Source organism: Cytobacillus firmus DS1 (assembly GCF_000565285.1).
Taxonomy (GTDB): domain Bacteria; phylum Bacillota; class Bacilli; order Bacillales; family Cytobacillaceae; genus Cytobacillus; species Cytobacillus firmus_A.
Genome location: NZ_APVL01000036.1, coordinates 1 through 26,694, shown reverse-complemented (window position 1 = coordinate 26,694; position 26,694 = coordinate 1). Strand labels below are relative to the sequence as shown.

Here is a 26,694-nt window from a genome sequence, read left to right as displayed (position 1 = left end):
GTGAGCATGCCGAGCACTTCTGTCCGGAGAATCCGAAAGCAGAAGCCACGATTGAAGTAGCTGCCAATTCAAGGTCTGCTTCTTTGTCGACAACAATCGTGTCCTTACCGCCCATTTCAGCAATTACACGCTTCAGCCAGATTTGGCCTTCGTTTAATTTAGAGGCGCGCTCGTTGATGCGAAGACCAACGTCACGTGAACCTGTGAAGGAAATGAAGCGAGTGTCTTTATGGTCAACCAGGTAGTCGCCCACTTCTGCACCGCTGCCCGGAACGAAATTAAGAACGCCCTTCGGAAGGCCAGCTTCTTCCATCACTTCAACAAATTTCGCAGCCACAACAGGTGTAGTGGAAGCTGGTTTTAATAGAACGGTGTTTCCGGCCACGATTGCCGCAACAGTTGTGCCGGCCATGATCGCAAGCGGGAAGTTCCAAGGAGAGATGATGATCCCTACTCCCAATGGAATATAGTCATAACGGTTATATTCGTTCGGACGGCTGTTGACTGGAACACCGTCTTTGATTGTTAAGATTTGGCGTGCATAGTACTCAAGGAAGTCAATCGCTTCCGCAGTATCAGCATCTGCCTCGTTCCAAGGTTTTCCTGCTTCTTTTGTTAAAAGGGCAGAGAACTCATGCTTGCGGCGGCGGATAATCGCAGCAGCTTTGAATAAAACATCTGCGCGTGTTTCCGGCTTCACTTTTCTCCATGTTTTGAATGCTTCCACAGCAGCCTGCATCGCTTTTTCCGCAAGCTCGCGGCTTGCCTTTGAAACACGGCCAACCACTTCTTCTTTATTAGAAGGATTGATTGATACAATTTTATCTTCAGTAGAAATACGCTCTCCGCCAATTAAAAGATCATAATCCTGGCCCAAATAGCTTTCTACAGTTTGTAAACCCTTTAAATATGCTTCACGATTTTCTTCTTCTTTAAAATTCGTGAATGGCTCATGCTTATAAGGTTGTACCATTTTTACCGCCTCCTGAGTGTACAAATATCAAACGTCAGATCTTAGCGCCCCGTCCCGCTCTATAAACATGCTGGAACAAGGTCTGCTATACTCTTAAAACGTTTTCATCCAAAGACTATATTAACACGAAAATAACATTATCTTCAAACATTCTCCGCTGATGTTATATATTAACAACTAAAGGGCGGAGTTGCGGTTTCACTTGGGAGGAGAAGGAGTTGAAGCTATATAGTACAGGGTTGGATAAAACTGTTATATATAATTTTTTAGTGCTGTATTGGGTTTAGATTTTGATTTTCAGTCGTTGACGGCCATTTCTCTTGAACCTCTTTCAATTTGGGCGCCATGAACGCTCTATGGCGACTATTTTCCTTGAACTTCTCCCTTTTTCGTCTTCTTGAACCCTCTATGACAACAAGTTTCTTAAACTGCTTTCAATTTTCTCGCCATGACCGCAACCCTCTATCCTGAAATGAAAAAACCCAGAAGGTGCATCTCATACACTTCTGGGTACCTGGTTCTAATTATAGATATGGACAAAGGGCTCGCTTTGGTCTGCTTTCCGGACCACAAGCGCTTCCGGGCCGTTGACTGATGAGATATTTACCTGGACTGAGATGTATTCAGGGAAGTGTTTGACAACAAGTCCTGTCACATATTGCGTAAATCCAATACCTTCTGCTTTCCCATAGAATTGGATAGGGATATCAATATTGATTTCCTGCAATTGATCCTGGGCATAAAAAGCTTTTCCGATAACTCCATTGAAGTTCGGGAAGTATGTTTCAACATCCTGTTTAAAGTTAAGAAAAGCAGTTAAATCATCACGATGATTTTTTTCAGCCGTGTTTGAAGGGAAAAGGACATATTTCTCGCTGATATCTTCCCATCCGCCTAGCTTATTGCTTCCTTTGTCTGCCTTAGCGTAAGCAAAGAAGCTTCCCGGCACAACCGATGTTCTTGATTGCTGTTCAAACAAAGCAATGGTTACCGGCACATCCTTCAGACCTTTGATTTGCCGTACTCTCTGAAGGACTTCCTCAGCCATCTTTTTGCCTTCCTGTTCAAGAACATCCCGTTTAATTTCTGTTTCAAAAGTCGCTCCATATTGTTCTTTCTGATAATAATGAACAGAGTTCATGGCAAGGCCTATCACAACTCCGCCAAGACCTACTTTTCCATCCTCGTTTTTCAGCAGGTAGTTATGCTCAAGTATATGTGCCAGGTATATCGGGCTTTTTTCATTATTTTTATCAATATCTCCGCCATCTGCAATCATGGGATTTAAGCCAATGTTGTCTTCGGCTTTCATTTTGTGTTCCTTTAGCTGATTTTCAGTAAACTTGCGGTTTAGCCAGGTTTGGACAGTTTCCCTTTTTAAAAATTGACCTTCCTGAAATAAATATTTTTCTGTATCGAATGTGTTTTGAGCAACCCTCATTAGTCCGGTCTCAAATTCATTAATGTCATATTTAGTGCTTATATTATTGACCACAAGACCTCTGGACTCACTTGGTTTAAACGGCAGCAGCGTTCGATAATACTTGTCAGAAATTTTATAGTTTGGAATGATTGCCTTATCCTTTTCGTTCTTGTCTTCCTGAACAACTTCCTCTTGGCTTTTAAAATTAGGCGCACAGCCAGCAAGCAGAAGGGATAGGGATAAAGCAAGCATCATTAGTTTTTTCACGGAGCTTACACCCTCTTACTTATTTAATTCTTCAACCAGTCTCTCCTCGTTCCAAACCTCTACACCCAGCTCCTGGGCCTTCGTCAGTTTAGATCCGGCGTCTTCTCCGGCGATTACAACATCTGTTTTTTTGCTGACGCTTCCGGAAACTTTGCCGCCAAGCGCCTCTATTTTATCTTTCGCTTCATTTCGGCTCATGATTTCAAGCTTTCCTGTCAGAACGACCGTTTTCCCTGCAAAAAAGCTATCTGAGCTTTCGGCTGAAACTGGCTTTGGCCCATTATAAGCCATGTTGACTCCGGCTGCTTTCAGCTCGGCAATCAGTTCATGGGCTTCCTCTTGTTCAAAGAAGGAAACAATGGAGTCCGCCATTTTTTCGCCAATTTCATTAATTGCTGTTAAATCGTCCCGGGATGCTTTTTCAAGTGCCTCCATATGGCTAAACTCCTGGGCAAGCGTTTTGGCTGCCTTTGCTCCCACATGACGAATTCCCAGGCCAAATAACAATTTTTCAAGAGAATTCCCTTTGGAGTTTTGAATTGCCTGAAGAAGATTGTTAACTGATTTTTCACCCATCCGTTCGAGCTGGATGAGCTGTTCATACGTTAATTTGTAGATATCCGCCACATCTTTAATCAGATTTTCGGCAAATAATTGGCTGATCACTTTTTCACCAAGACCATCAATGTTCATAGCGTTGCGGGAAACAAAATGAATAAGGCCTTCCCTGATTTGGGCAGGGCACTTTGGATTGATGCATCGCAAAGCCACTTCACCATCAAGACGGACCAGTTCGCTCTCACATTCCGGACAGTGTGTCGGCATATTAAAATCCTGCTCCTCACCCGTCCTCCTGTCTGCCAGTACATTCACAACTTCGGGAATAATATCGCCCGCTTTTTTCACAACTACCTGATCACCAATTTTAATATCTTTTTCGCGGATCAAATCTTCGTTATGAAGTGAAGCCCTCTGGACAGTCGTCCCGGCAACACGGACAGGCTCCAGAAGCGCAGTTGGCGTAACAACGCCCGTTCGCCCCACGCTTAATTCTATATCCCTTAGTGTGGTAACAACCTCTTCTGCAGGGAATTTATAAGCTATGGCCCAGCGTGGGCTTTTCGCCGTAGCGCCCAGCTGCTCCTGCTCCTCCAGTGAATCGACTTTGATTACAATACCATCAATGTCATAAGACAGATTCGGACGTTTGTCGGTCCATCCCTGTACATATTCAATTACTTCCTCAATGCTTTCACATCTTTTGCGTTCTTTATTTGTTTTAAATCCGAGGCTATCCAGGAAATCCAGACCTTCGCTGTGAGATACAATCCCTGTATTCCCCGCATTTGCAATGCCATAGACAAAAATATCTAGATTGCGCTTTGCTGCAAGGCGCGGATCCAGCTGCCTTAAGGAACCTGCTGCGGCATTTCTTGGATTAGCAAACGGCTCCTCTCCATTCTCTTCTTTTGCTTTATTCAATTTCTCAAAAGAACGTCTGGGCATAAAGGCCTCACCGCGGACTTCCATTGTGACGTTCTCTTTCAGCCGGAGAGGTATCGAACGGATTGTCTTTAGATTAGCAGTAATATTTTCGCCAATGGATCCATCGCCGCGTGTCGCACCGAGAATAAATAAACCATCCTCATAGCGGAGGGAGACAGCCAGCCCATCAATTTTCAATTCACACACGTAAGAAACATTTTCTCCGGCACCCTGGCGGACACGGCGGTCAAAGTCTCTTAAATCCTGTTCATTGAAGGCATTTCCCAAACTGAGCATCTGCGACTGATGCTCCACTTTTTCAAACATATCAAGGATTTCCCCTCCAACCCGCTGCGTGGGAGAGTCCTCTGTTTTCAGTTCGGGGAATTTTTCCTCAAGCTCAATCAATTCCCTCAAGAGCCTATCGTATTCAGCATCGGGAACAGACGGCTGATCAAGAACATGATACTCATAATTATATTGATTCAAAAGGTTATGAAGATCTTTCACCTTTTTTTCGGCCAATTGAAGGTCCATACATTCAGCCCTTTCTATAATCCATTAAAAATAAAGGGGGTTACGCCTTTGTAATCGGTGCAAATTTGGCCAGCAGACGTTTAATGCCCACTGGTTTCGGGAACGCAATATCCAGCTCTGTTCCTTCGCCGGAGCCTTTCACACTGACAACAGTACCTGTTCCCCATTTTCCGTGCTGGGCTTTGTCACCAACCTTCCAGGCAATATCGTCTCCGCCTGTGTTCGATGCAGATGGACGAATCACTGCTTTACGCTGAGGCTGTGCTCCTCTTGAAGCAGAAGGAGAGCCAAACGGTGATGATCCAAACGGTGACGGCTTTTTAGCAGGTTCCAGTCCATCCAGCAAATCAGCAGGTATTTCTTTAATAAACCGGGATGGCGGATTCATATTCGTGCGTCCGAATAAAGTACGCATTTGAGCATTCGTAATGAAAAGCTCCTCTTCTGCCCTGGTGATTCCCACATAAGCAAGGCGACGTTCCTCTTCCATTTCAGACTCTTCCATTAGAGAACGGCTGTGCGGGAATACCCCTTCCTCAAGACCCAGTAAAAAGACAACAGGGAATTCAAGCCCTTTTGCTGAGTGAAGTGTCATAAGAACAACAGATTCAGCTTTTTCGCCATCATCATCCAATTTATCAATATCAGCCACAAGAGCCAAATCAGTCAAAAATGCGATAAGCGATTTATCTTCGCTGGCTTCTTCAAAGTTTTTTGTAACGGACAGGAATTCATCAATGTTTTCCAGACGGCTCTGGGCTTCAATGGACTTCTCGGCAATAAGCATATCGCGGTAGCCTGATTTCTCCAAAAGCTCTTCCACAAGCTCTGTCACAGATAGGTATTCCTGCATTTGTGTATAGTTTTTAACCAAATCCCTGAATTCAATGGCCCCTTTTGTGATTTTCGGGCTCAAGCCAATCAGTTCAATAGACTCAAGAGCTTCAAACATGCTCATTTCATGAAGCTGTGCAAAGTTGGCGATTTTATCAACCGAACCGGAGCCGATTCCGCGCTTTGGCACATTAATTACACGCTGGAGGCTGATATCATCATCCGGATTGGCAATAAGGCGCAGATAAGCAAGGATGTCCTTGATCTCTTTGCGGTCGTAGAACTTGATGCCGCCGACAATGGAATATTCTATGTTCGATTTTAACAGCACTTCCTCCATTACACGGGACTGTGCATTGGTGCGGTACAGGATCGCAATATCCGAAGCGCTTCGCTTGCCGGTGCTGATGTATTCCTTGATTTTACCTGCAACAAACTGCGCTTCTCCCTGTTCACTGTCGGCACGATAGTAGAAGATCTTATTGCCTTCTGCGTTTTCGGTCCAGAGGTTTTTCGGCTTTCTGTTCAGGTTTTTGCTGATGACTTCGTTCGCAGCCAGCAAGATCCTTTTTGTTGAGCGATAATTTTGTTCAAGCATGATGGTTTGTGCATTAGGATAATCCTTTTCAAAGGATAGAATGTTCGCAATGTCCGCACCGCGCCATTTATAAATGGACTGGTCCGAGTCACCGACTACACAAAGATTCTTAAATCGGCTTGCCATTAGCTTTACAAGCATGTACTGCGCTCTGTTCGTATCCTGATACTCATCCACATGAATGTATTGGAATTTTCTCTGATAATATTCCAGCACTTCCGGAACCCGCTGAAACAGCTGAATCGTGATCATAATAAGATCATCAAAATCAAGCGCCTGATTGCGTCTTAATCTCTTTTGGTACTCTGTATATACATCACTGGCAACCTGCTGAATATAATCTCCTGCTGTTTTCGCATACTCTTCAGGGGTGATCAATTCATTTTTTGCCGAGCTGATGGAGCCCAGAATTGCACGGGGATCAAATTTCTTGGGATCCAGATTTTTATCCTTCAGGATCGATTTAATAACCGATTGCTGGTCTGTTGAATCCAAAATCGTGAAATTGCGGTTATAGCCAATCCGGTCAATATCTCTTCTTAAGATCCGCACACACATCGAGTGGAACGTGGAAATCCAGATATCATCTGCAGCTCCGCCCATCATGTTATGAATTCGGTCACGCATTTCACGGGCTGCTTTGTTTGTAAAGGTGATTGCCAGAATATTGTAGGGATTAACACCCTTTTCCACCATTAAGTATGCAATCCTGTGCGTAAGCACTCTAGTCTTTCCGCTTCCTGCCCCTGCCATGATCAGCAGTGGCCCGTCTGTTGCTTTTACCGCATTTTGCTGCTGCGGGTTTAGTCCGTTCAATAATTTATCTGTTAAAAATTGCATTCCTTCTCTTCACCACCATAGAAACATATGTTCTTATATTCTATTTTATCTTGTTTGCTAACCATCAGCAACCTATATTAAGCACGAACGGCTTCGACTGTGGCCAATGCAGCCTGCAGATCATCATAAATAACATTTCCGACCACAATGACGTCCGCATGCTCAGCCATTTCTTTTGCCTGGTCTGCATTCAGGATGCCGCCTCCGTAAAATAATACGGTTTCTTCAAGTGTTTTTTTCACCTCTGCGACCATTTCTGCATCTCCATATTTTCCGCTGTATTCCAGATAGAAGATTGGCAGGCGGAACATTTTCTCAGCCATCATGGCATATGCCCTGACCTCATCAAGAGATAAATCTGTGCGTGAATTGGTGACTTGTGCGGCTTTACATTCTTCATTCAGAATACAATAGCCCTGAACAAGGATTTCTTCCCAATTCATAATATCCCCATATTCTTTTACTGCTTCCTGGTGAAGGCCTGTAATCCATTTCACATCCCGGCTGTTAAGAACTGTCGGGATAAAATATAGGTCAAAGCCCGGTGTAACTGAATCAATCGCTGAAACCTCCAGCACACAGGGCACCGTGTATCTGCGGATTCGTGCCATTAAATCCAGCACCTTCTCCAATGTGATCCCGTCTGTTCCGCCCACAATAATCGCATCAGTCCCTGACTCGCAAATCATCTCAAGGTCTTCATCTGAAATATATTTATCCGGATCGAGCTTGAATACGTGGCTCCATTCGCGAACATCATACATGCAAAATTGCCTCCATTCTATCATTCCATTTCATCATTATATCATTTAAGATTGGGAATAAAAAATAAAAGCAGGATGTAAGAATGAGGTGGAAAAAATTAATAGAAGACAAAAAAAAACCGCGGGAACAGTCCCATCGGTTTAGGCAAAACGAATATTTACGCCTTTTCTGCTTCTTCTTCTTTAATTCTTTCCAATGCCATTTCATAAGCATCATTTCCATAGTTGAGGCAGCGTTTCACACGGGAAATAGTTGCCGTACTGGCACCCGTATCTGTTTCGATTTTATGATACGTTTTACCTTCACGAAGCATTCGTGCCACTTCCAGGCGCTGCGCCAGGGATTGAATTTCATTCACTGTACATAAGTCGTCAAAGAATCGATAGCACTCTTCCAGATCTTTTAAAGATAAAACAGATTTAAATAACTGATCCAGTTCTTTGCCTCTTAGCTTATCAATTTGCATATATTTGCATACCCCTTTGTTGTAATAGTTTTAAATTCTATTTTCCTGCATTAATACTGCCCCGTTGATTTCCGCTGCGGACACTTGCTTTCCGCGGGGAGGAATGAGAGCCTCCTCGGCTTCGCCTGTGGGGTCTCTCACTTCCCTCACTTCCCGCAGGAGTCAAGTGCCCTCCGCTCCAATCAACTCGGAGAATAGATTAAATTAGCGATTTTATAGTTACAGAATCTAATTTTCGGCTTCAAAGGAAACCGTTTGCTCCAGGCCCGGGTTTGATGGAACGATGTTGATCCATGTTTTTCCCGGCACCAGGCCAGCCTGCTGGCCGTTCAAGACAGGAAGAATTCGCCCGTCAATATTTTCCCACTGCACCTCTGTCACCTTTCCTTTTTGAAGGAGATATCCTTTTCCCCCAGAAGTTAAGTTAATATCACGGCGGCCTGCGCTGTCAACCACTTGATGGTCTGCTTCTGCAATGAAAATGTTATCGAGTAATGCAGGTTCCCCCGATTTGTAGTCAGCTGTAAGCTCGCCATTGGAATATCTTTTGTATTTCTCGAGCCCTGCATCATATTCATAGATGACATTGAATAATTCATTGTCCAGGTAGGAGATCATGGCAGAGTCAGCTTTCTCTCCCTGAATTGTCTTTATCTCTTCTTCTGACAGAAATTCAAGAGATCTCGGTTCATTCTCCATTGCATAATTTTTTTCTTTTGCACCCTTCAGCACATTGTCATAAGAAATATAGGAATTATGAGGAGCCTTTCTGAAGCTTTCCCTTTTAAACAATGTACCGTCATACTGCATTCCGTTCAGGTTATCAACATACCCCTGATCCAGCAATTCTTTGGCCTCCGGACTGTAGCCGTGGGCAATGTAGAGGCTGTCATAGCCTTTGGCCAGCTCAATATAATAGTCCCTGGAGCTTCTGACAGGCCCTATCATTTCTGGCCGCTCACTTTGAAAAATAGCAAGAAAACGAGTCACGTCCCCTTCTGCCAGCATTTCATATACGACATCAGCCTGATTAAGCCCTGATTGCGGACGGGCTTTCGGATGATTATTGATCATCACCGCTACAGCCCTTCCATCCACTTCTGTTTCAGACCCGAAGCCTGTGAGCGGATATTGAAATGGAAGCTCTTTTTCGGCGCTGACACCTTTTGTGGCTTCTTCCGCTTTTTCCGGCTCCTGCTTTGCCGGCTCCTCTGCTTTTTCTTTACTGCATCCAGAAACGAGAAGCATTGCCGCTGCTGATACAGCTATCCATCTTTTTAACATTTTTCACCCCGTGTGATTTTTGCTTTTGATGCGGATTCTATATAAGCTCCCTTGAGCAGTTCTGATCTCTATCTATTACACCTCTTTCATATTTTAACGCATTATCGTTGGAAAGAGTACCGTTTTATTCATGACATCATACATTCCCTGCTGGGTAATCCTGATATAAGGCAGGTGGGTTGAAGAGAAAAAGAGCAGCGTGTACATTGGATCTTCATGTCTATAGCCTTGATCACGCAAATAATGCACAAGCTGTTTTTCTTCCTGCATTAATTCCTCCACATTTTTATGGGACATTATTCCTTTTAAGCGGAGCTCCATCTCCTGGACAATCCTTCCCCCTTCAGATATGACAATGCCTCCGCCAATTTCTTTCAGCCGGTTAAAAGCATTCAGCATTTCCTGTTTGCTTTTTCCGATTAAGATGATGTCACCGGTATTGGAAAAAGAACTTGCCATTCCATCCATGCTTTTCGAGAATCCTTTTAGTATCGTATTTATGCGCCATTGTCCATTCCGGTCAACAAGCATAAAGAAACATTCATCATGGTCTTTCTCCAGTTCTTCAGAGGATACGTCAATCGTGATGGAGTACGGCTTCGTAATAACAGCATTCTCAAGCTTTATCCCAAAAGGCATGGAGAATTGCATATCATCAGCTGTCATCTCCCAATCAATATCCAGCGGTTCAAAGCCGTATTCTTCCCATTCTACAGGCTTATAGGCATGAAGATTTTCTCCGTCTCTCTTCACCCATTCCCCTTTGGCAATAACTGATATTGGAGTTGGTTCGTTTTCATCTGACAGGAAATTGATATTGGCAACCCTTCCTGTCGCAATGGAGCCATGTAAATAATCGATTCCATAATGACGGGCCACATTAATGGTTGCCATATTATACGCATCAATAACAGGCACTCCTTTATCTATGGCAATGCGGATCATATGGTCAATGATTCCCTGCTCATAAAAGGAGGAAAAGGAACCGTCTGTTGTGAAGACCATCCGATCATATTGATCAATGCCGATTTCATGCATTTCTTCCAATAAAACCGGCAGATCCGGACGAATGGAAGAATATCTGAGAGATACGGTATATCCCTGTAAAAGGCGATTATACACATCTTTTCCAGTCATTGACTCATGGTCACAATCAGCACCGAGCAGCATAAGCTTTGCCAGCGTTTTTTCGGATGCCCCCGGAAAATGGCCTTCAATCTTTTTCCTCATCCGCTTTGTTTCCTGAATCCAATGAAGCATCATATCATCGCCATCCAATAGCTTCGGCCAGCCTGTCAGTTCTCCTCCCTGAAGCACTGCATCATGTTCAAGCCACGATTTAACGTTTCCATGGGAAAAAACAGATTCTTCGTGCTGGATCTCTGTTTGAGCATCAAATCGGCACCACCAATAGGTTGTTGCAGGCATGTTTCTCATTTCCTTCAAAAAAGAAAACGCTTTCTTTTTATCCTGCTGTAAAGCAAGCACCATATTGTCATTAATCAGGGTTGTTGTGCCAAACTGCGATGCATAGCTCGCCAGGGAATGGGGATTATATAATTGAAATGGATGGGCATGCGGCTCAATATATCCGGGAACGAGCGTAAGTGCAGTACAATCAATGACCTCACACTGATCTGTTTTTTCCGGCAGCTTTTCGCCCACATAAACAATGCGGTCGCCATAAATCCATATATTTGCTGTTATCCATTTGCGAAGCGCCTGATTCAGATAACGCGCGTTCTTTAGTAATATCGTCGGTGAAAGTTTTCCGTCCAATACGGAAACATGTTCACGCAAGTGCCTGTTTTTCCAACGGTAACGCTGTTCCAGCACCATACTCCCTCCCTTGTTGATATCTATATATAAAGACTCTGTTTTTAGAATGATTACAATGAGTAAAATGGCTTTATATCAATAAAGAAAGCCCTTTCATTTTCTCTTATTTTACTATAGTAACATATTTCATTGTTTAACGCATTAAAGAATCAGTAAAAGATTGTAAAAATTTCGTGAAAGTGGTGGGACCTATGCATGTAAAATCAAATATCGGCATTGTAAATGCCTTAATACGCATAACAGTCGGATTAACGGTACTGGCCTGGAGCACTTCAAAGCTTGTTAAGAGGCCTTGGCGGGACTCTTATCTTGTGATGGCCATGCTGGGAGGAATGAAAGTGGCTGAGGGGATTGTCCGCTTTTGCCCATTGACAGCTCTTTTTGAAAGAGGCCAGGACATGGTGCTGGAAAAGAGAGGCAATCACAATAATAATGATGAGGCTGCTGAGGAGATTTTGCCTTATAATCCGTCTTAAGTTTCAAAAAAATTCAGCCCCCTATTTGGGGGCTGTACTATAGAAAGGAGCTGACATTATGTTCTGGGAATACGTAATGGATATGACGTTCGTCCTGACGGCCATTATTGGAAGCATTGTAGCACTCCTGTTTGTGTATATCCGGAAGACTAAGAAAGGACGTGCGCGATAGCTTTATCAGCAATATCTTTCCGGTAGAATACACCTTCGCACTGAAGGTTCTCCAGTTCGGAATATACCTTTTGCTGCGCTTCTTTCAGTGTATACGCTCTGGCGCCTGCCAGCAGCACGCGGCCTCCATATGTCACATACTCACCTGAGCTGTTTCGATCAGTGCCGGCATGGAAGACTAAGACATCTTTAAGCGAATGCAGCCCATTCAGAACAGCTCCTTTTTCATATGCTTCAGGGTAGCCCTTTGAAGCAGCAACCACTCCAATGATTGCTTCCTCGCTCCACTCGATTTCAGGCTGCTCCCCATTTAGGACTGCCAGCATTACCTCTGCCAGATCAGACTTCATACGGGGTAAAATCACCTGTGTTTCAGGATCTCCAAGGCGGGCATTAAATTCGATTACCTTCGGGCCAGCTGATGTTTTAATCAGACCTGCATATAAAATTCCGGTAAAACTTCGGCCCTCCTGAACCATTGCTTTTGCTGCAGGCTTCAATACTTTTTCAACAGCCTCTGCAACTGTTTCATCACCAATATGCGGTACCGGTGAATAAGCCCCCATTCCGCCTGTATTCGGGCCCTGATCTCCATCAAAAGCACGCTTGTGATCCTGGGCAATTTCAAGCGGAACTACGGTTTCACCGTTCACAAAGGCCATTAAAGAGAATTCTTCCCCTTCAAGGAATTCTTCAATTACAACTGTTGAAGAGGCCCGGCCAAATTTTTCATTTAACAATAGCTCCTCAATCCCGGATAATGCTTCCTGCATAGTCATGGCTACTATTACGCCTTTTCCCGCTGCAAGCCCATCTGCTTTCAGAACAATGGGAGCACCCTTTGCTTCAATATAGGCTTTCGCTTCTTCATAGCCGCTGAATACTCCATATTCAGCTGTCGGAATAGCATATTTCTTCATAAGCTCTTTGGCAAAGGATTTGCTGCCTTCAATTTCAGCTGCAGCTTTTTTCGGTCCAAATACCTTTAACCCTGCTTCTTCAAATCGGTCTGCAAGGCCCTCAAGCAGCGGCACTTCCGGCCCGATTACAGTCAAGTCAATTTCATTTTCCTGAGCAAACTGCACAAGTTTTTCCTGGTCGTTTTCCTGGATGGCAGCCAGCTGTGCTGAATCTTCCATTCCCGGATTTCCCGGAGCTGCAAAAACCAGTTCAACTGAAGGGCTTTGATTCATCTTCCAGCAAATTGCATGCTCACGTCCGCCTCTTCCAATAACCAATACTTTCATTACGCCCACCTCCGTAAAATGTCAGCTTCCTCTTTTCGTATTGTTTAGCTCAGCGCCTACCTGATCGAGGCACTTCCGCTTTTCGTTTAATGCTTAAAATGCCGTACGCCAGTAAAGACCATGGCAATTCCATATTCATCAGCCTTTTTGATGGAATCCTCATCACGGATGGAGCCCCCCGGCTGAATGATGGCTGTGATGCCTGCTTTGGCTGCGACTTCAACGGTATCGTTCATTGGGAAAAAGGCATCCGATGCCATTACGGCTCCGTTTGCTTTTTCTCCTGCCTGTTCAAGCGCGATTTTGGCAGAGCCTACGCGATTCATCTGCCCGGCACCAACTCCAAGTGTCATGTTCGCATCATTGACGACTATCGCATTGGATTTTACATGTTTGACAACTTTCCAGCCAAGTTTCAGTGCTTTCCACTCTTCTTCTGTGGGCTCCCTCTTTGTTGCTACTTTTACTTCGGCATCTTCAAGGGTGAATAGATCATATTCCTGCGTCAGCAAGCCGCCTTCAATAGCAGACAATCTCATTTCCGCTTTCTTTTTGCCTTCAAAAGGAATGGTCAGCAGGCGCAGATTCTTTTTCCCTTTTAAAATTTCAAGCGCTTCCTCTGAGAAGGATGGCGCAATAATGATCTCAAGGAAGATCTCATAAAGCTTTTTAGCTGTTTCTGCATCCACTTCCCTGTTTACGGCAATGATTCCGCCGAAAATTGAAACAGGGTCAGCTGCGAAAGCTTTTGAAAAAGCATCAAATACATTTTCTCCTGTGCCAACTCCACATGGGTTCATATGCTTAACAGCAACTGCGGCAGGCTCAGAGAATTCCTTTACAATCTGAAGAGCTGCATCCGCATCATTGATATTGTTGTAGGATAATTCCTTGCCATGTAGCTGTTCCGCGTTAGCAATCGAAAATTCAGAACCAAGCGGCTTGCGGTAAAAAGCTGCCTTTTGATGCGGATTCTCCCCGTATCTCAATGTTTGCTTCAGTTCATACGTAACCGTTAATTTTTCAGGTGTTTCTTCATTTGCCAGATCTGTCATATATTCAGCGATCATCGCATCATAGGCAGCTGTGTGGCGGAATACCTTCGCAGCAAGCCTGCGGCGTGTTTCCTTTTGAACCTCTCCGGTTTCTTTCAGCTGTGAAAGAACAGTTTCATAATCGGCAGGATCCACCACAACCGTTACATAGTCATGGTTCTTGGCGGAAGCACGCAGCATGGCCGGACCGCCGATATCAATATTCTCAATTGCATCTTCTACTGACACATCCGGTTTAGCGATGGTTTGCTGGAACGGATACAAATTCACGCACACAACCTGGATAGGCTGGATCCCATGCTCCTCAAGCTGCTGCTTGTGGCCTGGTTCGCCATGCTTAGCCAGCAGTCCGCCGTGTATCATCGGATTTAATGTTTTCACACGCCCTTCCAAAATTTCCGGAAAGCCTGTCACATCACTTACGCCGATAACGGGGACTCCACTCTCTTCAAGGGCTTTTTTTGTACCGCCTGTTGAGATAATTTCAAAACCCAGTCCGCTTAACTGCTGGGCAAATTCTGTTATGCCATTTTTGTCGGAAACACTGATTAATGCACGTTTCTTCATGTTCGCTCCCCCTGACTCTGTTGAATAAACTTTAGCTCTCTACCATTTTAGCACAGAAAAGACTTTGCAAAACCTGCGGATAAAGTTTGTGCTCGACTTCATGTATCTTCTTCTGAAGGCTTTCCAGCGTTTCACCCGCATTTATTTCAACTGGCGCCTGCTCAATTATCGGCCCGGTATCCATGCCTTCATCGACAAAATGAACCGTCACACCGGTTTCCTTCACATTGGCAGATAGCGCCTGGCCAATTGCGTCCTTACCCGGAAAAGCTGGAAGAAGAGAAGGATGGATATTAATAATCCTGCCTTCAAACTCTTTCAAAAGCGTCGGTCCAATCAGTCTCATGTAGCCTGCGAGAATAATATACTCGGCGCCGCTCTCCTTCAGCCTTTGCAAAATCGCTCTTTCATACTCTGCTTTGCCGGCATAGTCTTTAGCTGAAAAAACAAACTGCGGAACCTGTTCATTTTGTGCACGTTCAATGCTGTATGCACCTGGCCGGTCACAGACAAACAAGACAATCTCAGCCTGCAAGTCCCCTTTTCTGGCGGCATCAGCAATGGCCTGAAAGTTCGTTCCGCTTCCGGAAGCAAACACTGCGATTTTTTTCATGACTTCCTCCAAGTTACAGAATTTCAATTCCTTCCTGATCTGTTACTGTCCCCATTAGATAGGCTTTTTCTCCAATTCCATTAAAATAGGAGATCAGTTCATCAGCAATTTCTTTATCTGCTGCAATCACCATGCCTGTTCCCATATTAAAAATATTGTACATTTCCTTGCGTTCCAGTTCGCCGATCTTCTCCATCACCGTGAACACAGGCGGTACCTCCCAATTGCTTTCACTAAGCTCGGCACCAAGACCTTCAGGCAGCATGCGCGGGATATTTTCGATAAATCCGCCGCCTGTAATATGTGCCATGCCCTTCAGCTTGAATTGCTTCAAAGCTGACAGAAGCGGCTTTACATAAATTTTTGTAGGGCGAAGCAACTCTTCCCCTAGAGTGCAGCCTAATTCTTCTACATGATCATTTAAGGACATATTCGCTTTTTCAAAAAACAGCTTTCTGACAAGTGAGTAGCCATTACTGTGAATTCCGCTGGATGCAAGGCCAATCAGTACATCTCCAGCTTTAATTTCGGAACCATTAATCAGGCTGGATTTCTCACAGGCACCGACTGCAAAACCGGCAAGATCATATTCTTCCTCACTGTACATGCCTGGCATTTCGGCAGTTTCACCGCCTACAAGTGCACACCCGGCCTGTTCGCAGCCATCCGCAATGCCTGTCACAATCGCTTCAATCCGTTCAGGCGCCGCTTTTCCGCAGGCGATATAATCCAAGAAATAAAGAGGCTCCGCTCCCTGTACGACAATATCATTTACACACATGGCGACGGCATCAATCCCAATCGTGTCATGCTTATCCATCATAAAAGCGAGCATCAGCTTCGTGCCGACACCATCTGTACCTGATACTAAAACCGGTTCCTTCAGGTTAAGTTCAGAAAGATCGAACATGCCGCCAAATCCGCCCAAACCGCCAAGCACACCAGGACGAATCGTCTTCTGTACATGTTTTTTCATGCGGGAAACTGCTTTATAGCCAGCTTCAATATCTACTCCGGCCTGTTTATATGCATTTGCCATCTGTTGTTCACCCCATATTGGAAAAATAAAGGCCGATTCTTCAACTTATCGGCCAAATTAGTACTTTTAACGGCCAAAAATCAATTTTTAACGGCCAATTTCCCATATTTATCGGCCAAACATAGCTGTCTATTGGCCAACTTAAGGTTATACCTTTTCATAAGGATGCAAAGTGCTCGGATAAATCTCCGTCGGGTACTGTCCTGTAAAGCATGCCAGGCATTGTCCATCTTTCCGGCCAATTGCCTTGACCATGCCCTCTGCACTTAAAAAGGTAAGTGTGTCCGCACCAATGATTTCTCTTATTTCTTCAACGGAATGATTGCCGGCGATCAATTCTTCCTTTGTCGATGTATCGATTCCATAGAAGCATGGATTTTTAATCGGAGGTGAACTGATCAGCACATGCACCTCAGTCGCACCAGCTTCCTTCAGCATAGTGACGATCCGTCTGCTTGTTGTCCCGCGAACGATCGAATCGTCCACCATGATGACTCTCTTGCCTTCTACCACTCCGCGTACCGGAGACAGCTTCATCTTCACACCCTGTTCACGCAGCGATTGGGAAGGCTGGATAAATGTACGTCCCACATAGCGGTTTTTAATCAGACCCATCTCGTATGGAATGCCAGACGCTTCAGCATATCCAATCGCAACCGAAATGCTGGAATCCGGCACACCAGTAACAACATCACCTTCAATTGGCACTTCAAGAGCCAGCTGCTTCCCAAGGTTTTTCCGGGCAGTATGCACATTGATCCCATTAATATTGCTGTCAGGACGGGAGAAGTATACATATTCCATCGTGCACATAGCGATGTTAGAGGCCATGGCAAACATTTCAGAACGAAAGCCATTATCATCAATAATCAGCAGCTCTCCCGGCAGAATGTCGCGGATAAACTCTGCCCCGACCACATCAAAAGCACAAGTTTCAGATGCCACCGCATAAGCATCGCCGATTTTTCCGAGTGAGAGCGGCCTCATGCCGTTCGGGTCCAGCGCAACCATCAATTCTGTTTCGGTCATGATCAGAAAAGCATAAGCTCCTTTAATCATGGATAAAGCATTTTTGACACGGTCCTTTAGTGAAGAGAAGCCTGCACGCTTAATTAAGTGCGCCAGCACCTCTGTATCCGAGCTCGTTTGAAAAATGCTTCCCTGTCCTTCAAGCTGATGCTTCAATGCAGTCGCATTCACCAGGTTTCCGTTATGGCAAAGTGCAAGGCTGCCGCTTTGTGAGTTGAACAATAGAGGCTGAACATTTTCATATCCGCCTCCGCCGGCAGTCGCATAGCGGACATGTCCGATTGCTGCTTTTCCTTCCAGGTCCTTCATGGCATCTGCTGTGAAAATTTCCGTTACAAGGCCTTCACCTTTAATGCCTTTCAGCTTTTTGCCATCGGTAACCACCATTCCTGTGCCTTCCTGGCCGCGGTGCTGCAGACTATGAAGCCCGTAATACGTGATCTGGGAAGCATCCTGATGCCCCCAGATTCCAAAAACACCGCACTCTTCATTCAGTCCTCTTATTTCAGCAAGCATGGGATAGCTCCTTTCCAGGCCTGCTTTAGAACGTCAACCTGTTCGGCAAGCAATAGGCCCTCTTCATTGGAGATATAAAGTACAGGTTCTTCTGTTACTTCACCGATTAGTGTCGCGTCGACTAAATTTTCAAATGCTTCCTGGTTTTCTTTTTTTACAGATAGCAAGAAACGGGATTGTGATTCACTGAATAAAGCTGAAGTCGCATTTCCTGTTACCTTGATATCCGCTCCCAGACCCTTTGAACCGATCAGGCTTTCCGCAGCTGCTACAGCTAAACCGCCTTCTGCCACATCATGGGCAGATGCTACAAGTCCAGAACGAATGGCTTTTAAAATTTGTTCCTGTGCCTTTTCTTCTTTTTCGAGATCAAGCTCAGGTGCTTTTCCGAAAATCCTGCCGTACGTCATCTTCTGCAGCTCACTGCCGCCGAACTCATCCTTTGTTTCGCCAACCAGATAAATAAGATCACCAGATGCTTTTAAGGATTGTGTTGTCACATGATCAATGTCATCTACAAGCCCGACCATTCCAATGACAGGCGTTGGGTAAATAGCTGTTCCGTTTGTTTCGTTATATAAAGAGACGTTTCCGCCGATAACTGGCGTATTTAATGTGCGGCATGCTTCACTGATTCCGTCTGCCGCTTTTTCGATCTGCCAGAAGATTTCAGGCTTTTCCGGATTTCCGAAGTTCAGATTATCTGTGATTGCCAAAGGCTGACCGCCGGAGCATATGATATTTCTTGCCGCTTCGGCAACAGCAATTTTTCCGCCTGTTTCAGGATCAAGATACATATAACGTGAATTACAGTCTGTCGTCATGGCCAATCCTTTGCGGGTGCCGCGGATGCGAATGACTGCAGCATCTGATCCAGGTGCCACTACTGTATTCGTGCGGACCATATAGTCGTACTGGTCATAAACCCATTCCTTGCTGGCGATTGTCGGCTGCTGGAGGAGCTTTACCAATGTTTCTTTATAATCTTCAACCTCAGGAATTTCATTTTCCATTGCCTGGAATTCACGGTAATATTCCGGCTCGCTTGATGGCTTATGATAAACCGGTGCATCCTCTGCTAACGCATCTACCGGCAGCTCTGCCACCACTTCTCCCTGATGAGTCAGGCGGAGCATTTTATCATCTGTTACCTTTCCAACAGAAACTGCTTCCAGGCCATATTTGGAAAATAAATCAACGATCTCCTGCTCGCGTCCTTTTTTCACGACAATCAGCATTCTCTCCTGAGACTCGGAAAGCATCATCTCATATGCAGTCATGCCTGTCTCCCTTTGAGGAACAAAGTCAAGATTCATTTCGATTCCGGATCCTGCTTTGCTCGCCATTTCAGCAGAAGAGCTTGTCAAACCGGCAGCTCCCATATCCTGTATGCCGACAAGTGCGTCAGACTGGACAAGTTCAAGACATGCTTCAAGCAGAAGCTTTTCCATGAATGGATCACCCACCTGTACAGCAGGGCGTTTTGATTCTGATTGGTCAGTTAATTCTTCAGATGCAAAAGTAGCACCATGGATACCGTCACGGCCAGTTTTCGCACCCACATACATGACTGTGTTGCCTACTCCGTGGGCCTGGCCTTTTTTAATATCCTTATGGTCGATTAAGCCGACACACATAGCGTTTACAAGCGGATTTCCTTCATAGGAAGAATCAAACTGCACTTCTCCCCCGACTGTTGGAATGCCGATGCAGTTTCCGTAACCTGCAATGCCTGCGACTACCTCTTTAAAAAGGTACCGTACACGAGGAGAATCCAATTCTCCAAAGCGTAAAGAGTTGAGGAGCGCGACCGGTCTTGCGCCCATTGAAAATACATCGCGGATAATCCCGCCGACACCTGTTGCTGCCCCCTGGTAAGGCTCGATTGCAGACGGATGGTTATGGCTTTCAATTTTAAAAACAACTGCTTGCCCGTCGCCGATATCAACAATTCCAGCTCCTTCCCCTGGTCCCTGAAGCACTTTCTCTCCTGTTGTCGGAAATTTGCTTAACACGGGCTTTGAGTTTTTATAGCTGCAATGCTCTGACCACATAACCGAAAACAAACCGATTTCTGTGTAATTTGGCAAACGCCCGATAATCTTTTCAATCATCGCAAATTCGTCATCAGACAAACCCATTTCTTTGTATACCTTCTGTGCCTTTAACTGTTCCGGACTTGGCTTAAAGCTTAACGACATGTGCTTCCCTCCATTGTTTTACGATTGATTGAAAAAGTTTCAGGCCATCTGCTCCCCCTAAAAGCTCATCAACAGCTCTTTCAGGGTGCGGCATCATGCCGAGTACATTTCCTTCTTCATTGACAATGCCTGCGATATTTTCCAGGCTGCCATTTGGATTCGTTCCATTGTAAGTAAAAACGATTTGGTTATTTTTCTTCAATTCAGCTAGAACAGCTTCATCACAATAATAGTTTCCTTCACCATGTGCGATCGGAATATTGATTACTTCGCCTTTTCCGTATGCAGATGAAAACATAGTTTCATTGTTTTCAACCTTCAGCTCAACCGTGCGGCAGATGAATTTCAGGCTGTCATTTCTTCTCATCGCCCCCGGCAGAAGACCGGCTTCCAATAAAATTTGAAATCCGTTGCAGATGCCCAGGATTGGCTTCCCTGCTTCAGCCGCTTTCACGACTTCTTTCATGACATTACTGAAGCGTGCGACAGCACCGGAACGGAGATAATCTCCGTAAGAGAAACCGCCGGGAAGAAGAATTCCGTCATATTCATCTAAGCTTTCCGCGTCATGCCAAACATATTCGGCTTCCGCTCCAAGCTCATCCTTTACTGCATGGTACATATCGATGTCACAATTGGACCCTGGAAATACGATCACAGCGAACTTCACTGGGCAACAGCCTCCTCAATCTCAAAGCGGTAATCTTCAATCACTACATTAGCCAATAAGCGCTCACACATTTCCTTTACAGCTTCTTCAACAGGACGGTCGCTTTTTTCCACTGTCAGTTCCATGTATTTTCCAATGCGCACATCAGACACTTCGCTGTAATTCATGGAATGAAGTGAATTTTTTACAACTGTTCCTTGAGGATCTAGAACACTTTCTCTTAATGTGACGAAAACTTTTACTTTGTACATACTGTTTGGCCTCCCAGTCGCGCTAAAATATTTTCATATGCATCTGTTAAATTTCCAAGGTCTCTGCGGAAAACATCTTTATCCAGCTTTTCATTTGTTTCAATATCCCAAAGCCTGCAAGTATCCGGCGAAATCTCATCGGCCAGCAGAATTTGGCCTGATTCATCTTTACCAAACTCCAGCTTAAAATCTACTAATTTAATGCCGAGGTCTTTGAAAAAATCTCCTAAAATGGCATTAACCTGAAGTGCCTTTTCCTGTAAAAGGGCTGCTTCCTGCTTATCAGCCAGCTGAAGAACTTCGATATGATCTTCTGTCAGCAGCGGATCACCGAGCTCGTCATCTTTGTAGTAGAATTCAACAATCGGCCTCGGTAATTCTTTCCCTTCTACAACTCCCAATCTCTTAGAAAAGCTCCCCGCTGCAACATTGCGGACCACTGTTTCGAGCGGAATGATATCCACCTTTTTAACAAGCTGCTCAGTCTCTGAAAGTCTTTCAATAAAGTGAGATTCAATTCCCAGGTCATGAAGCTTTGAAAAAAGCAAACTCGTAATCTCGTTATTCAAACGGCCCTTGCCGCTGATGCTTGCTTTTTTCTCACCATTAAAGGCTGTTGCAGAATCTTTGTATTCAATCCAGACGATATTTTCATCGTTTGTCTGATAAACTTTTTTGGCTTTGCCTTCGTATAACAATGCTCCTTTTTCCATGCGGAGAGCCTCCCTTATTTGAATAGCTGGACTTAATGATTAAGAAGATTGGGAATTTTCCCGATAATAAAGAGGTAAAGACAGCTCTTTACCTCTTTATTTTTTATAAACCCAGACGGTCAAAAATAGTATCCACATGCTTAATGTGGTAGTTATAGTCAAAGCAGTCATCAATCTCTGCTTCAGAAAGCTTAGAAGTAATCGTTTCATCCTGCTCGATCAGGCTGCGGAACTGAACCTGCTTTTCCCATGCTTCCATGGCCCGCGGCTGGACAGTGTCATATGCCTCTTCGCGGGTCATGCCCTTGTCAATCAAGGCCAGAAGAACACGCTGAGAGTAAATCAGCCCTAACGTACGGTCCATATTGCGCTTCATGTTTTCAGGGAAGACTGTTAGGTTCTTAACAATATTTCCAAAACGATTCAGCATATAGTTCAGCGCAATCGTAGCGTCAGGCAGGATGATTCTTTCAGCTGATGAGTGGGAAATATCACGCTCATGCCATAATGCTACATTTTCATACGCAGTCATCATATAGCCGCGGATCACTCTTGCCATCCCCGTCATATTTTCTGAACCGATTGGATTGCGTTTATGCGGCATCGCTGATGATCCCTTTTGGCCTTTTGCGAAAAACTCTTCCACTTCACGCGTTTCGCTTTTTTGCAGACCGCGGATCTCCGTAGCAAATTTTTCTATTGAAGTGGCCACCAGCGCAAGCGCACCCATATAATGTGCATGACGGTCACGCTGAAGTGTCTGTGTTGAAATTGGCGCTGGCTGGATGCCCAGCTTTTCACACACATATTTTTCAACGAATGGATCGATGTTTGCATATGTTCCAACGGCACCAGAGATTTTACCGAATTCCACACCAGCAGCTGCTTCTTTAAAGCGGTCAAGATTACGCTTCATTTCTTCATACCATAGTGCAAGCTTTAATCCGAATGTAGTCGGCTCAGCATGTACCCCGTGCGTACGGCCCATCATTACTGTATGCTTGTGTTCCTGTGCTTTGATTTTCAGGATTTCCACAAAGCGTTCGATATCTTTTAGAAGAATATCATTCGCCTGTTTGATTAAGTATGAAAGCGCCGTATCAACCACATCTGTGGAAGTAAGCCCGTAATGAACCCATTTGCGTTCCTCGCCAAGCGTTTCAGATACCGCACGAGTAAAAGCGACCACATCATGCCGTGTTTCCTCTTCGATTTCTTTAATACGGTCAATATTAAAAGAAGCATTCTCACGGATTTTCTGAACATCTTCTTTCGGAATATCCCCTAATTCAGCCCAAGCTTCACAGGCAAGAATTTCTACCTCAAGCCAAGCCTGAAAGCGGTTCTCTTCTGTCCAGATAGCTCCCATTTCCGGTCTCGTATAGCGTTCAATCATGTTTTATCCTCCGATCTTTTCCTTCACAGGGGTCCAAATGCCGCTTCTTTCTGCTTCTTCAAGTGCCTCTTCGGCTGAGTTCCGCAAAAGCGTGACATGGCCCATCTTGCGTTTATATTTGGCATCCTTTTTTCCGTACAAGTGAATCTTCCAGTCATCCAATTCAGGTATTTTCTTAATTAAAGGCTCCTGATGCTCTCCTAGTATGTTTACCATAACAGCCGGTTTTAATAGCTCCGTGCTGCCAAGCGGCCAATTGCAAACTGCACGGATGTGCTGTTCAAACTGGGAGGTTTCGCAAGCTTCTATCGAATAATGGCCTGAGTTATGCGGACGAGGCGCAAGCTCGTTAATGTAAATCTGTCCATCTTTTGTCAGAAACATTTCGACTGCCAATGTACCGACAAGGCTTAAAGCTTCTGCCAGCTGGTTTGCTGCATTTATTGCCCTTTCCTCAGCATCGGCTGTGATCATGGCCGGCACAATTGTCTGGTGCAGAATGTTTTCTTTATGGACATTTTCCCCGACTGGAAATACCGCTTTTTCTCCCGAGATATTCCGGCAGATAATAACCGATATTTCTTTTTCGAATGGAATCCATTTTTCAAGGACACACACGCCATTCTCAAGAAGCTGTGCAGCTTTCTTAATATCCTGCCCGCTCTTTATCACAACTTGCCCTTTTCCGTCATATCCGCCTCTGGATGTCTTTAATACTGCTGGATAGCCAAGCTTTTCTATATTATCATAAATATCTTTTTCAGTAGTAATGACCGCATATGGCGCTACCTCGCAGCCGGCTTTTTGGATGGCTGCTTTTTCCTTTGTCCGGTCCTGGGTGATTTCCAGCACCTCGCTCCCCTGTGGGACGTACGCATTTGCACATAGCCACTCAAGAGCTTCCGCACTGATATTTTCAAATTCATATGTCACAACGTCACTGACGTCAGCTAACTCTTTTATAGAATCTAAATGGCCATATTCTCCAATGATTTTAATATCCGCAACCTGGCCGCAAGGAGAGTCTTCTGCCGGATCTAAAACGGCAATCCTGAAGCCATTTGCTTTTGCTGCAAGTGCCATCATTCTGCCAAGCTGTCCCCCGCCAATAATTCCAATTGTTTGTCCAGGTAAAATTGTTTTATTAGACAAGTTCATCACTGCTTTCCAGTACTTCCTGTTTTGTTTTATCTCTTTTTGACTGAAGACGTTCTGCAATGGCTGTATCAAAAGCGCCAAGTATTTGTGCTGCCAGCAATCCGGCGTTAGCGGCTCCTGCTTTTCCAATCGCAACCGTTGCAACCGGGACGCCGCCGGGCATCTGAACAATGGACAGCAATGAATCCAGTCCGTTAAGAGCTTTTGATTGCACTGGCACCCCAATGACAGGAAGTGTCGTTTTCGCTGCAACCATACCTGGCAGATGCGCCGCTCCGCCTGCACCAGCAATAATTACCTTGATTCCTCTCTCTCTTGCCTGCTCAGCATATTCAAACATAAGATCTGGAGTCCGATGCGCTGAAACAACCTTTTTTTCAAAAGGGATTTCAAGCTCTTCCAGAATTCCGCAAGCGTGCTTCATTGTCTCCCAATCTGATTTGCTTCCCATAATGACTGCTGCTTGTACGCTCATTCTTTCTCCTCCAAATCTTCCAATATAAAAAACCCGCACAGATCTTTCTCTTAAATATGAGAGAAAGTAATCTGTCCGGGCTAAAAAGAACCGTAAGGAAGACACCTGCAAACGGCAGGAACCATTCCTTCTACATGCCGGGCATATCAGCTTTCCCTCATAGTCCGGCAATTTACGGTTGCCGGGTAGAAACTTATGGGCCCTATTCCCATTATTATACGAGGGGTTTATTCACGTTTTATTAACTACCACCATATTAACAACATATCTGATACTCTGTCAATTGAAAAATCGAACAATACTAAAAGTCAGACAATTATTGTTCGTGTTTTAATTTTCTATTCGTTTAGCCTCAAAAACAATTTGCCGGCCGGCCGGCTCATAATCCACCAGTCCGGCTTTTTTTACTTCCTTGAAAATAGGCTTTTCCGTCCTTCTTACTGGCATATAGCCTGCCTTTTTGATTCTTTCCAGGCACTGGTCAATCGTTTCGTTTTCCTGGACTTCGAATGCCATTTTATTCTTGCCTTTGCTCATTGAGACAACTTTCCTCTCTTAACTGATTTCACCCAGAAGCCGCCATGAATCGTTTTTGGCTCATAAGCAATGATAAAGGCCTTAGGATCCAGCTCTTTAATCGTCTGATAAAGCTTCAATTCATATTTTCTCGGTGTCAGGATCTGCAGGGCCATCCGATCGCCTTCAAGTCCATTGGCAGCCCAGTTGGTTACGCCATACCCTTTCTCTCTTAAAGCTTTAGGCAGGTCTCTGTCATATTCCTTTGTAATTACATTTACGGTAATATAGCCAAGAGCCAGCTTCTCTTCAATTTTCATGCCGACAATAACGCCGATTCCATAACCGACAGCATAAGCAATCAGATTTTGTATTTCATTCAGGTTATCCAGAACAAGTCCCAGTCCAATGACATAGATAACAACTTCGATGGTGCTTATAAAAGCTGCCAGGTAACGCTGTCCCTTAAGCGTCAGAATCATCCTGATGGTGAAAAATGATACATATACGATATTAATGATCAGAATAATAGCGACCATAATAAAACTGTTTTCCAGCAATGCAAGCGTCCTCCTTTATGGGGGATTTAAAGGCATTATGGCGCCTCTTCCCCATTAAGTCCCTATTGTACAAAAGAAATTGGGATTTGATAACCTTTTTTCGCAAATTGGATTCTTTATGAATATGTTATCCTTTTTTGAGTGGGATGAAACGGCTTATCTGTTTATGGGTTTTGCCTGGTTTTTGTGGCTATGTGCTGGAGAGAGGTTCGTAACAGTTTTATCTAGCAGGTTTTGGAGATTATCTGGCATGTATGGACTTTTATCTAACAAGTTTTTATTTTTATCTAACATATCGTGAAGTTTATCTTACATTTGGGACAATTTTTCTCTGAAGAGAACAGATTTAACTTTTAAAACAGTCGGCGGAATAAGGAGTGGGGCATATTTTGAGCCTGACGCATATATGCATTTTTCAATAAAAAGGAGAGTATAACTGATTCAGATACCTATAATTACACACAAAAAAAGAGCACCCATCAGGTGCTCTTTCATTAGCCCGGCAGCGTCCTACTCTCACAGGGGGACAGCCCCCAACTACCATCGGCGCTGAGAAGCCTAACTTCCGTGTTCGGTATGGGAACGGGTGTGACCTTCTCGCTATCGCCACCGGACTATTTGGTTGAAGAAACTTCGTTCCCTCAAAACTAGATAATGCATGAAGAAGTGTTTGCCGAGTAATTACCAATATGACTTGGTTAAGTCCTCGATCGATTAGTATCAGTCAGCT

Annotated in this window: 24 protein-coding genes, 1 rRNA gene and 1 riboswitch; of the genes, 2 read left to right on the top strand and 23 right to left on the bottom strand. The window is 44.5% G+C overall.

The window, feature by feature from the left end:
* The 8 genes from PBF_RS23455 to PBF_RS23420 form a co-directional block, all read right to left on the bottom strand.
* Positions 1-973, bottom strand: a 973-nt coding sequence (locus PBF_RS23455) for an aldehyde dehydrogenase family protein (RefSeq protein ID WP_035333278.1), incomplete at its 3' end; no start/stop codon positions are given.
* Positions 974-1,493: 520 nt separating this feature from the next.
* Entirely contained in the window at positions 1,494-2,663 is a 1,170-nt protein-coding gene (locus PBF_RS23450; RefSeq protein WP_035333276.1) for a CamS family sex pheromone protein, read from the bottom strand.
* Between the two features lie 15 nt (positions 2,664-2,678).
* Positions 2,679-4,685 carry an NAD-dependent DNA ligase LigA gene (gene ligA, locus PBF_RS23445; protein ID WP_035333274.1) on the bottom strand — a complete coding sequence of 669 codons (2,007 nt, stop codon included), beginning with the start codon at positions 4,683-4,685 and terminating at the stop codon, positions 2,679-2,681.
* Positions 4,686-4,725: 40 nt separating this feature from the next.
* A complete protein-coding gene (gene pcrA / locus PBF_RS23440) occupies positions 4,726-6,957 on the bottom strand; it encodes a DNA helicase PcrA (protein WP_035333272.1) in 2,232 nt (743 codons plus the stop codon).
* A gap of 77 nt (positions 6,958-7,034) precedes the next feature.
* Complete coding sequence (locus PBF_RS23435) at positions 7,035-7,721, bottom strand: heptaprenylglyceryl phosphate synthase (RefSeq protein WP_035333270.1); 687 nt, start codon at positions 7,719-7,721, stop codon at positions 7,035-7,037.
* Positions 7,722-7,879: 158 nt separating this feature from the next.
* Entirely contained in the window at positions 7,880-8,188 is a 309-nt protein-coding gene (locus tag PBF_RS23430) for a YerC/YecD family TrpR-related protein (RefSeq protein WP_035333268.1), read from the bottom strand.
* A 228-nt stretch (positions 8,189-8,416) separates the two neighbouring features.
* Positions 8,417-9,472: a DUF3048 domain-containing protein gene (locus tag PBF_RS23425; protein WP_035333266.1), complete on the bottom strand. Its 1,056-nt coding sequence runs from the start codon at positions 9,470-9,472 to the stop codon at positions 8,417-8,419.
* A gap of 93 nt (positions 9,473-9,565) precedes the next feature.
* Positions 9,566-11,308 carry an adenine deaminase C-terminal domain-containing protein gene (locus tag PBF_RS23420; RefSeq protein WP_200870091.1) on the bottom strand — a complete coding sequence of 581 codons (1,743 nt, stop codon included), beginning with the start codon at positions 11,306-11,308 and terminating at the stop codon, positions 9,566-9,568.
* A gap of 194 nt (positions 11,309-11,502) precedes the next feature.
* Here PBF_RS23420 and PBF_RS23415 point away from each other — a divergent pair, with 194 nt between their 5' ends.
* A complete protein-coding gene (locus tag PBF_RS23415; RefSeq protein WP_035333262.1) occupies positions 11,503-11,787 on the top strand; it encodes a YgaP family membrane protein in 285 nt (94 codons plus the stop codon).
* A gap of 58 nt (positions 11,788-11,845) precedes the next feature.
* Entirely contained in the window at positions 11,846-11,959 is a 114-nt protein-coding gene (locus tag PBF_RS27165) for an EYxxD motif small membrane protein (RefSeq protein WP_323805933.1), read from the top strand.
* On the opposite strand, the gene purD is transcribed toward PBF_RS27165, so the two are convergent.
* From purD to rrf, 15 genes are all read right to left on the bottom strand, one after another.
* Entirely contained in the window at positions 11,937-13,205 is a 1,269-nt protein-coding gene (purD, locus tag PBF_RS23410; RefSeq protein ID WP_035333261.1) for a phosphoribosylamine--glycine ligase, read from the bottom strand. The two genes, PBF_RS27165 and purD, sit on opposite strands and share 23 nt — an antisense overlap.
* An 86-nt stretch (positions 13,206-13,291) precedes the next feature.
* Positions 13,292-14,827: a bifunctional phosphoribosylaminoimidazolecarboxamide formyltransferase/IMP cyclohydrolase gene (gene purH / locus PBF_RS23405; RefSeq protein ID WP_035333259.1), complete on the bottom strand. Its 1,536-nt coding sequence runs from the start codon at positions 14,825-14,827 to the stop codon at positions 13,292-13,294.
* Between the two features lie 31 nt (positions 14,828-14,858).
* Entirely contained in the window at positions 14,859-15,440 is a 582-nt protein-coding gene (gene purN, locus PBF_RS23400; RefSeq protein WP_035333257.1) for a phosphoribosylglycinamide formyltransferase, read from the bottom strand.
* Between the two features lie 13 nt (positions 15,441-15,453).
* Positions 15,454-16,479 (bottom strand): phosphoribosylformylglycinamidine cyclo-ligase, encoded by a 1,026-nt coding sequence (purM, locus tag PBF_RS23395; protein ID WP_035333255.1) that lies wholly within the window; start codon positions 16,477-16,479, stop codon positions 15,454-15,456.
* A gap of 147 nt (positions 16,480-16,626) precedes the next feature.
* Positions 16,627-18,024, bottom strand: coding sequence for an amidophosphoribosyltransferase (purF, locus tag PBF_RS23390; RefSeq protein ID WP_035333253.1), 1,398 nt, complete (start codon positions 18,022-18,024; stop codon positions 16,627-16,629).
* Entirely contained in the window at positions 18,009-20,225 is a 2,217-nt protein-coding gene (gene purL, locus PBF_RS23385) for a phosphoribosylformylglycinamidine synthase subunit PurL (protein WP_035333251.1), read from the bottom strand. Before purL ends, purF begins: the two co-directional genes overlap by 16 nt.
* Positions 20,209-20,895 carry a phosphoribosylformylglycinamidine synthase subunit PurQ gene (gene purQ, locus PBF_RS23380; RefSeq protein WP_035333249.1) on the bottom strand — a complete coding sequence of 229 codons (687 nt, stop codon included), beginning with the start codon at positions 20,893-20,895 and terminating at the stop codon, positions 20,209-20,211. The genes purL and purQ overlap by 17 nt, the downstream gene beginning before the upstream one ends.
* Entirely contained in the window at positions 20,892-21,146 is a 255-nt protein-coding gene (gene purS, locus PBF_RS23375) for a phosphoribosylformylglycinamidine synthase subunit PurS (protein WP_009336741.1), read from the bottom strand. The genes purQ and purS overlap by 4 nt, the downstream gene beginning before the upstream one ends.
* A complete protein-coding gene (gene purC, locus PBF_RS23370; RefSeq protein WP_035333247.1) occupies positions 21,134-21,859 on the bottom strand; it encodes a phosphoribosylaminoimidazolesuccinocarboxamide synthase in 726 nt (241 codons plus the stop codon). Before purC ends, purS begins: the two co-directional genes overlap by 13 nt.
* A gap of 103 nt (positions 21,860-21,962) precedes the next feature.
* Positions 21,963-23,255 (bottom strand): adenylosuccinate lyase, encoded by a 1,293-nt coding sequence (purB, locus tag PBF_RS23365; protein ID WP_035333245.1) that lies wholly within the window; start codon positions 23,253-23,255, stop codon positions 21,963-21,965.
* A gap of 3 nt (positions 23,256-23,258) precedes the next feature.
* Positions 23,259-24,446, bottom strand: a complete 1,188-nt coding sequence (gene purK / locus PBF_RS23360; RefSeq protein WP_343299457.1) for a 5-(carboxyamino)imidazole ribonucleotide synthase — start codon at positions 24,444-24,446, stop codon at positions 23,259-23,261.
* Positions 24,400-24,888: a 5-(carboxyamino)imidazole ribonucleotide mutase gene (gene purE / locus PBF_RS23355; protein WP_035333241.1), complete on the bottom strand. Its 489-nt coding sequence runs from the start codon at positions 24,886-24,888 to the stop codon at positions 24,400-24,402. Before purE ends, purK begins: the two co-directional genes overlap by 47 nt.
* A 140-nt stretch (positions 24,889-25,028) precedes the next feature.
* Positions 25,029-25,130, bottom strand: a riboswitch (purine riboswitch).
* An 88-nt stretch (positions 25,131-25,218) separates the two neighbouring features.
* Complete coding sequence (locus tag PBF_RS23350; RefSeq protein WP_035333239.1) at positions 25,219-25,425, bottom strand: NETI motif-containing protein; 207 nt, start codon at positions 25,423-25,425, stop codon at positions 25,219-25,221.
* A complete protein-coding gene (locus PBF_RS23345; RefSeq protein ID WP_035333237.1) occupies positions 25,422-25,964 on the bottom strand; it encodes a DUF2179 domain-containing protein in 543 nt (180 codons plus the stop codon). Before PBF_RS23345 ends, PBF_RS23350 begins: the two co-directional genes overlap by 4 nt.
* 497 nt (positions 25,965-26,461) lie before the next feature.
* A 5S ribosomal RNA gene (rrf, locus tag PBF_RS23340) occupies positions 26,462-26,578 on the bottom strand.
* Between the last annotated feature and the right edge of the window lie 116 nt (positions 26,579-26,694).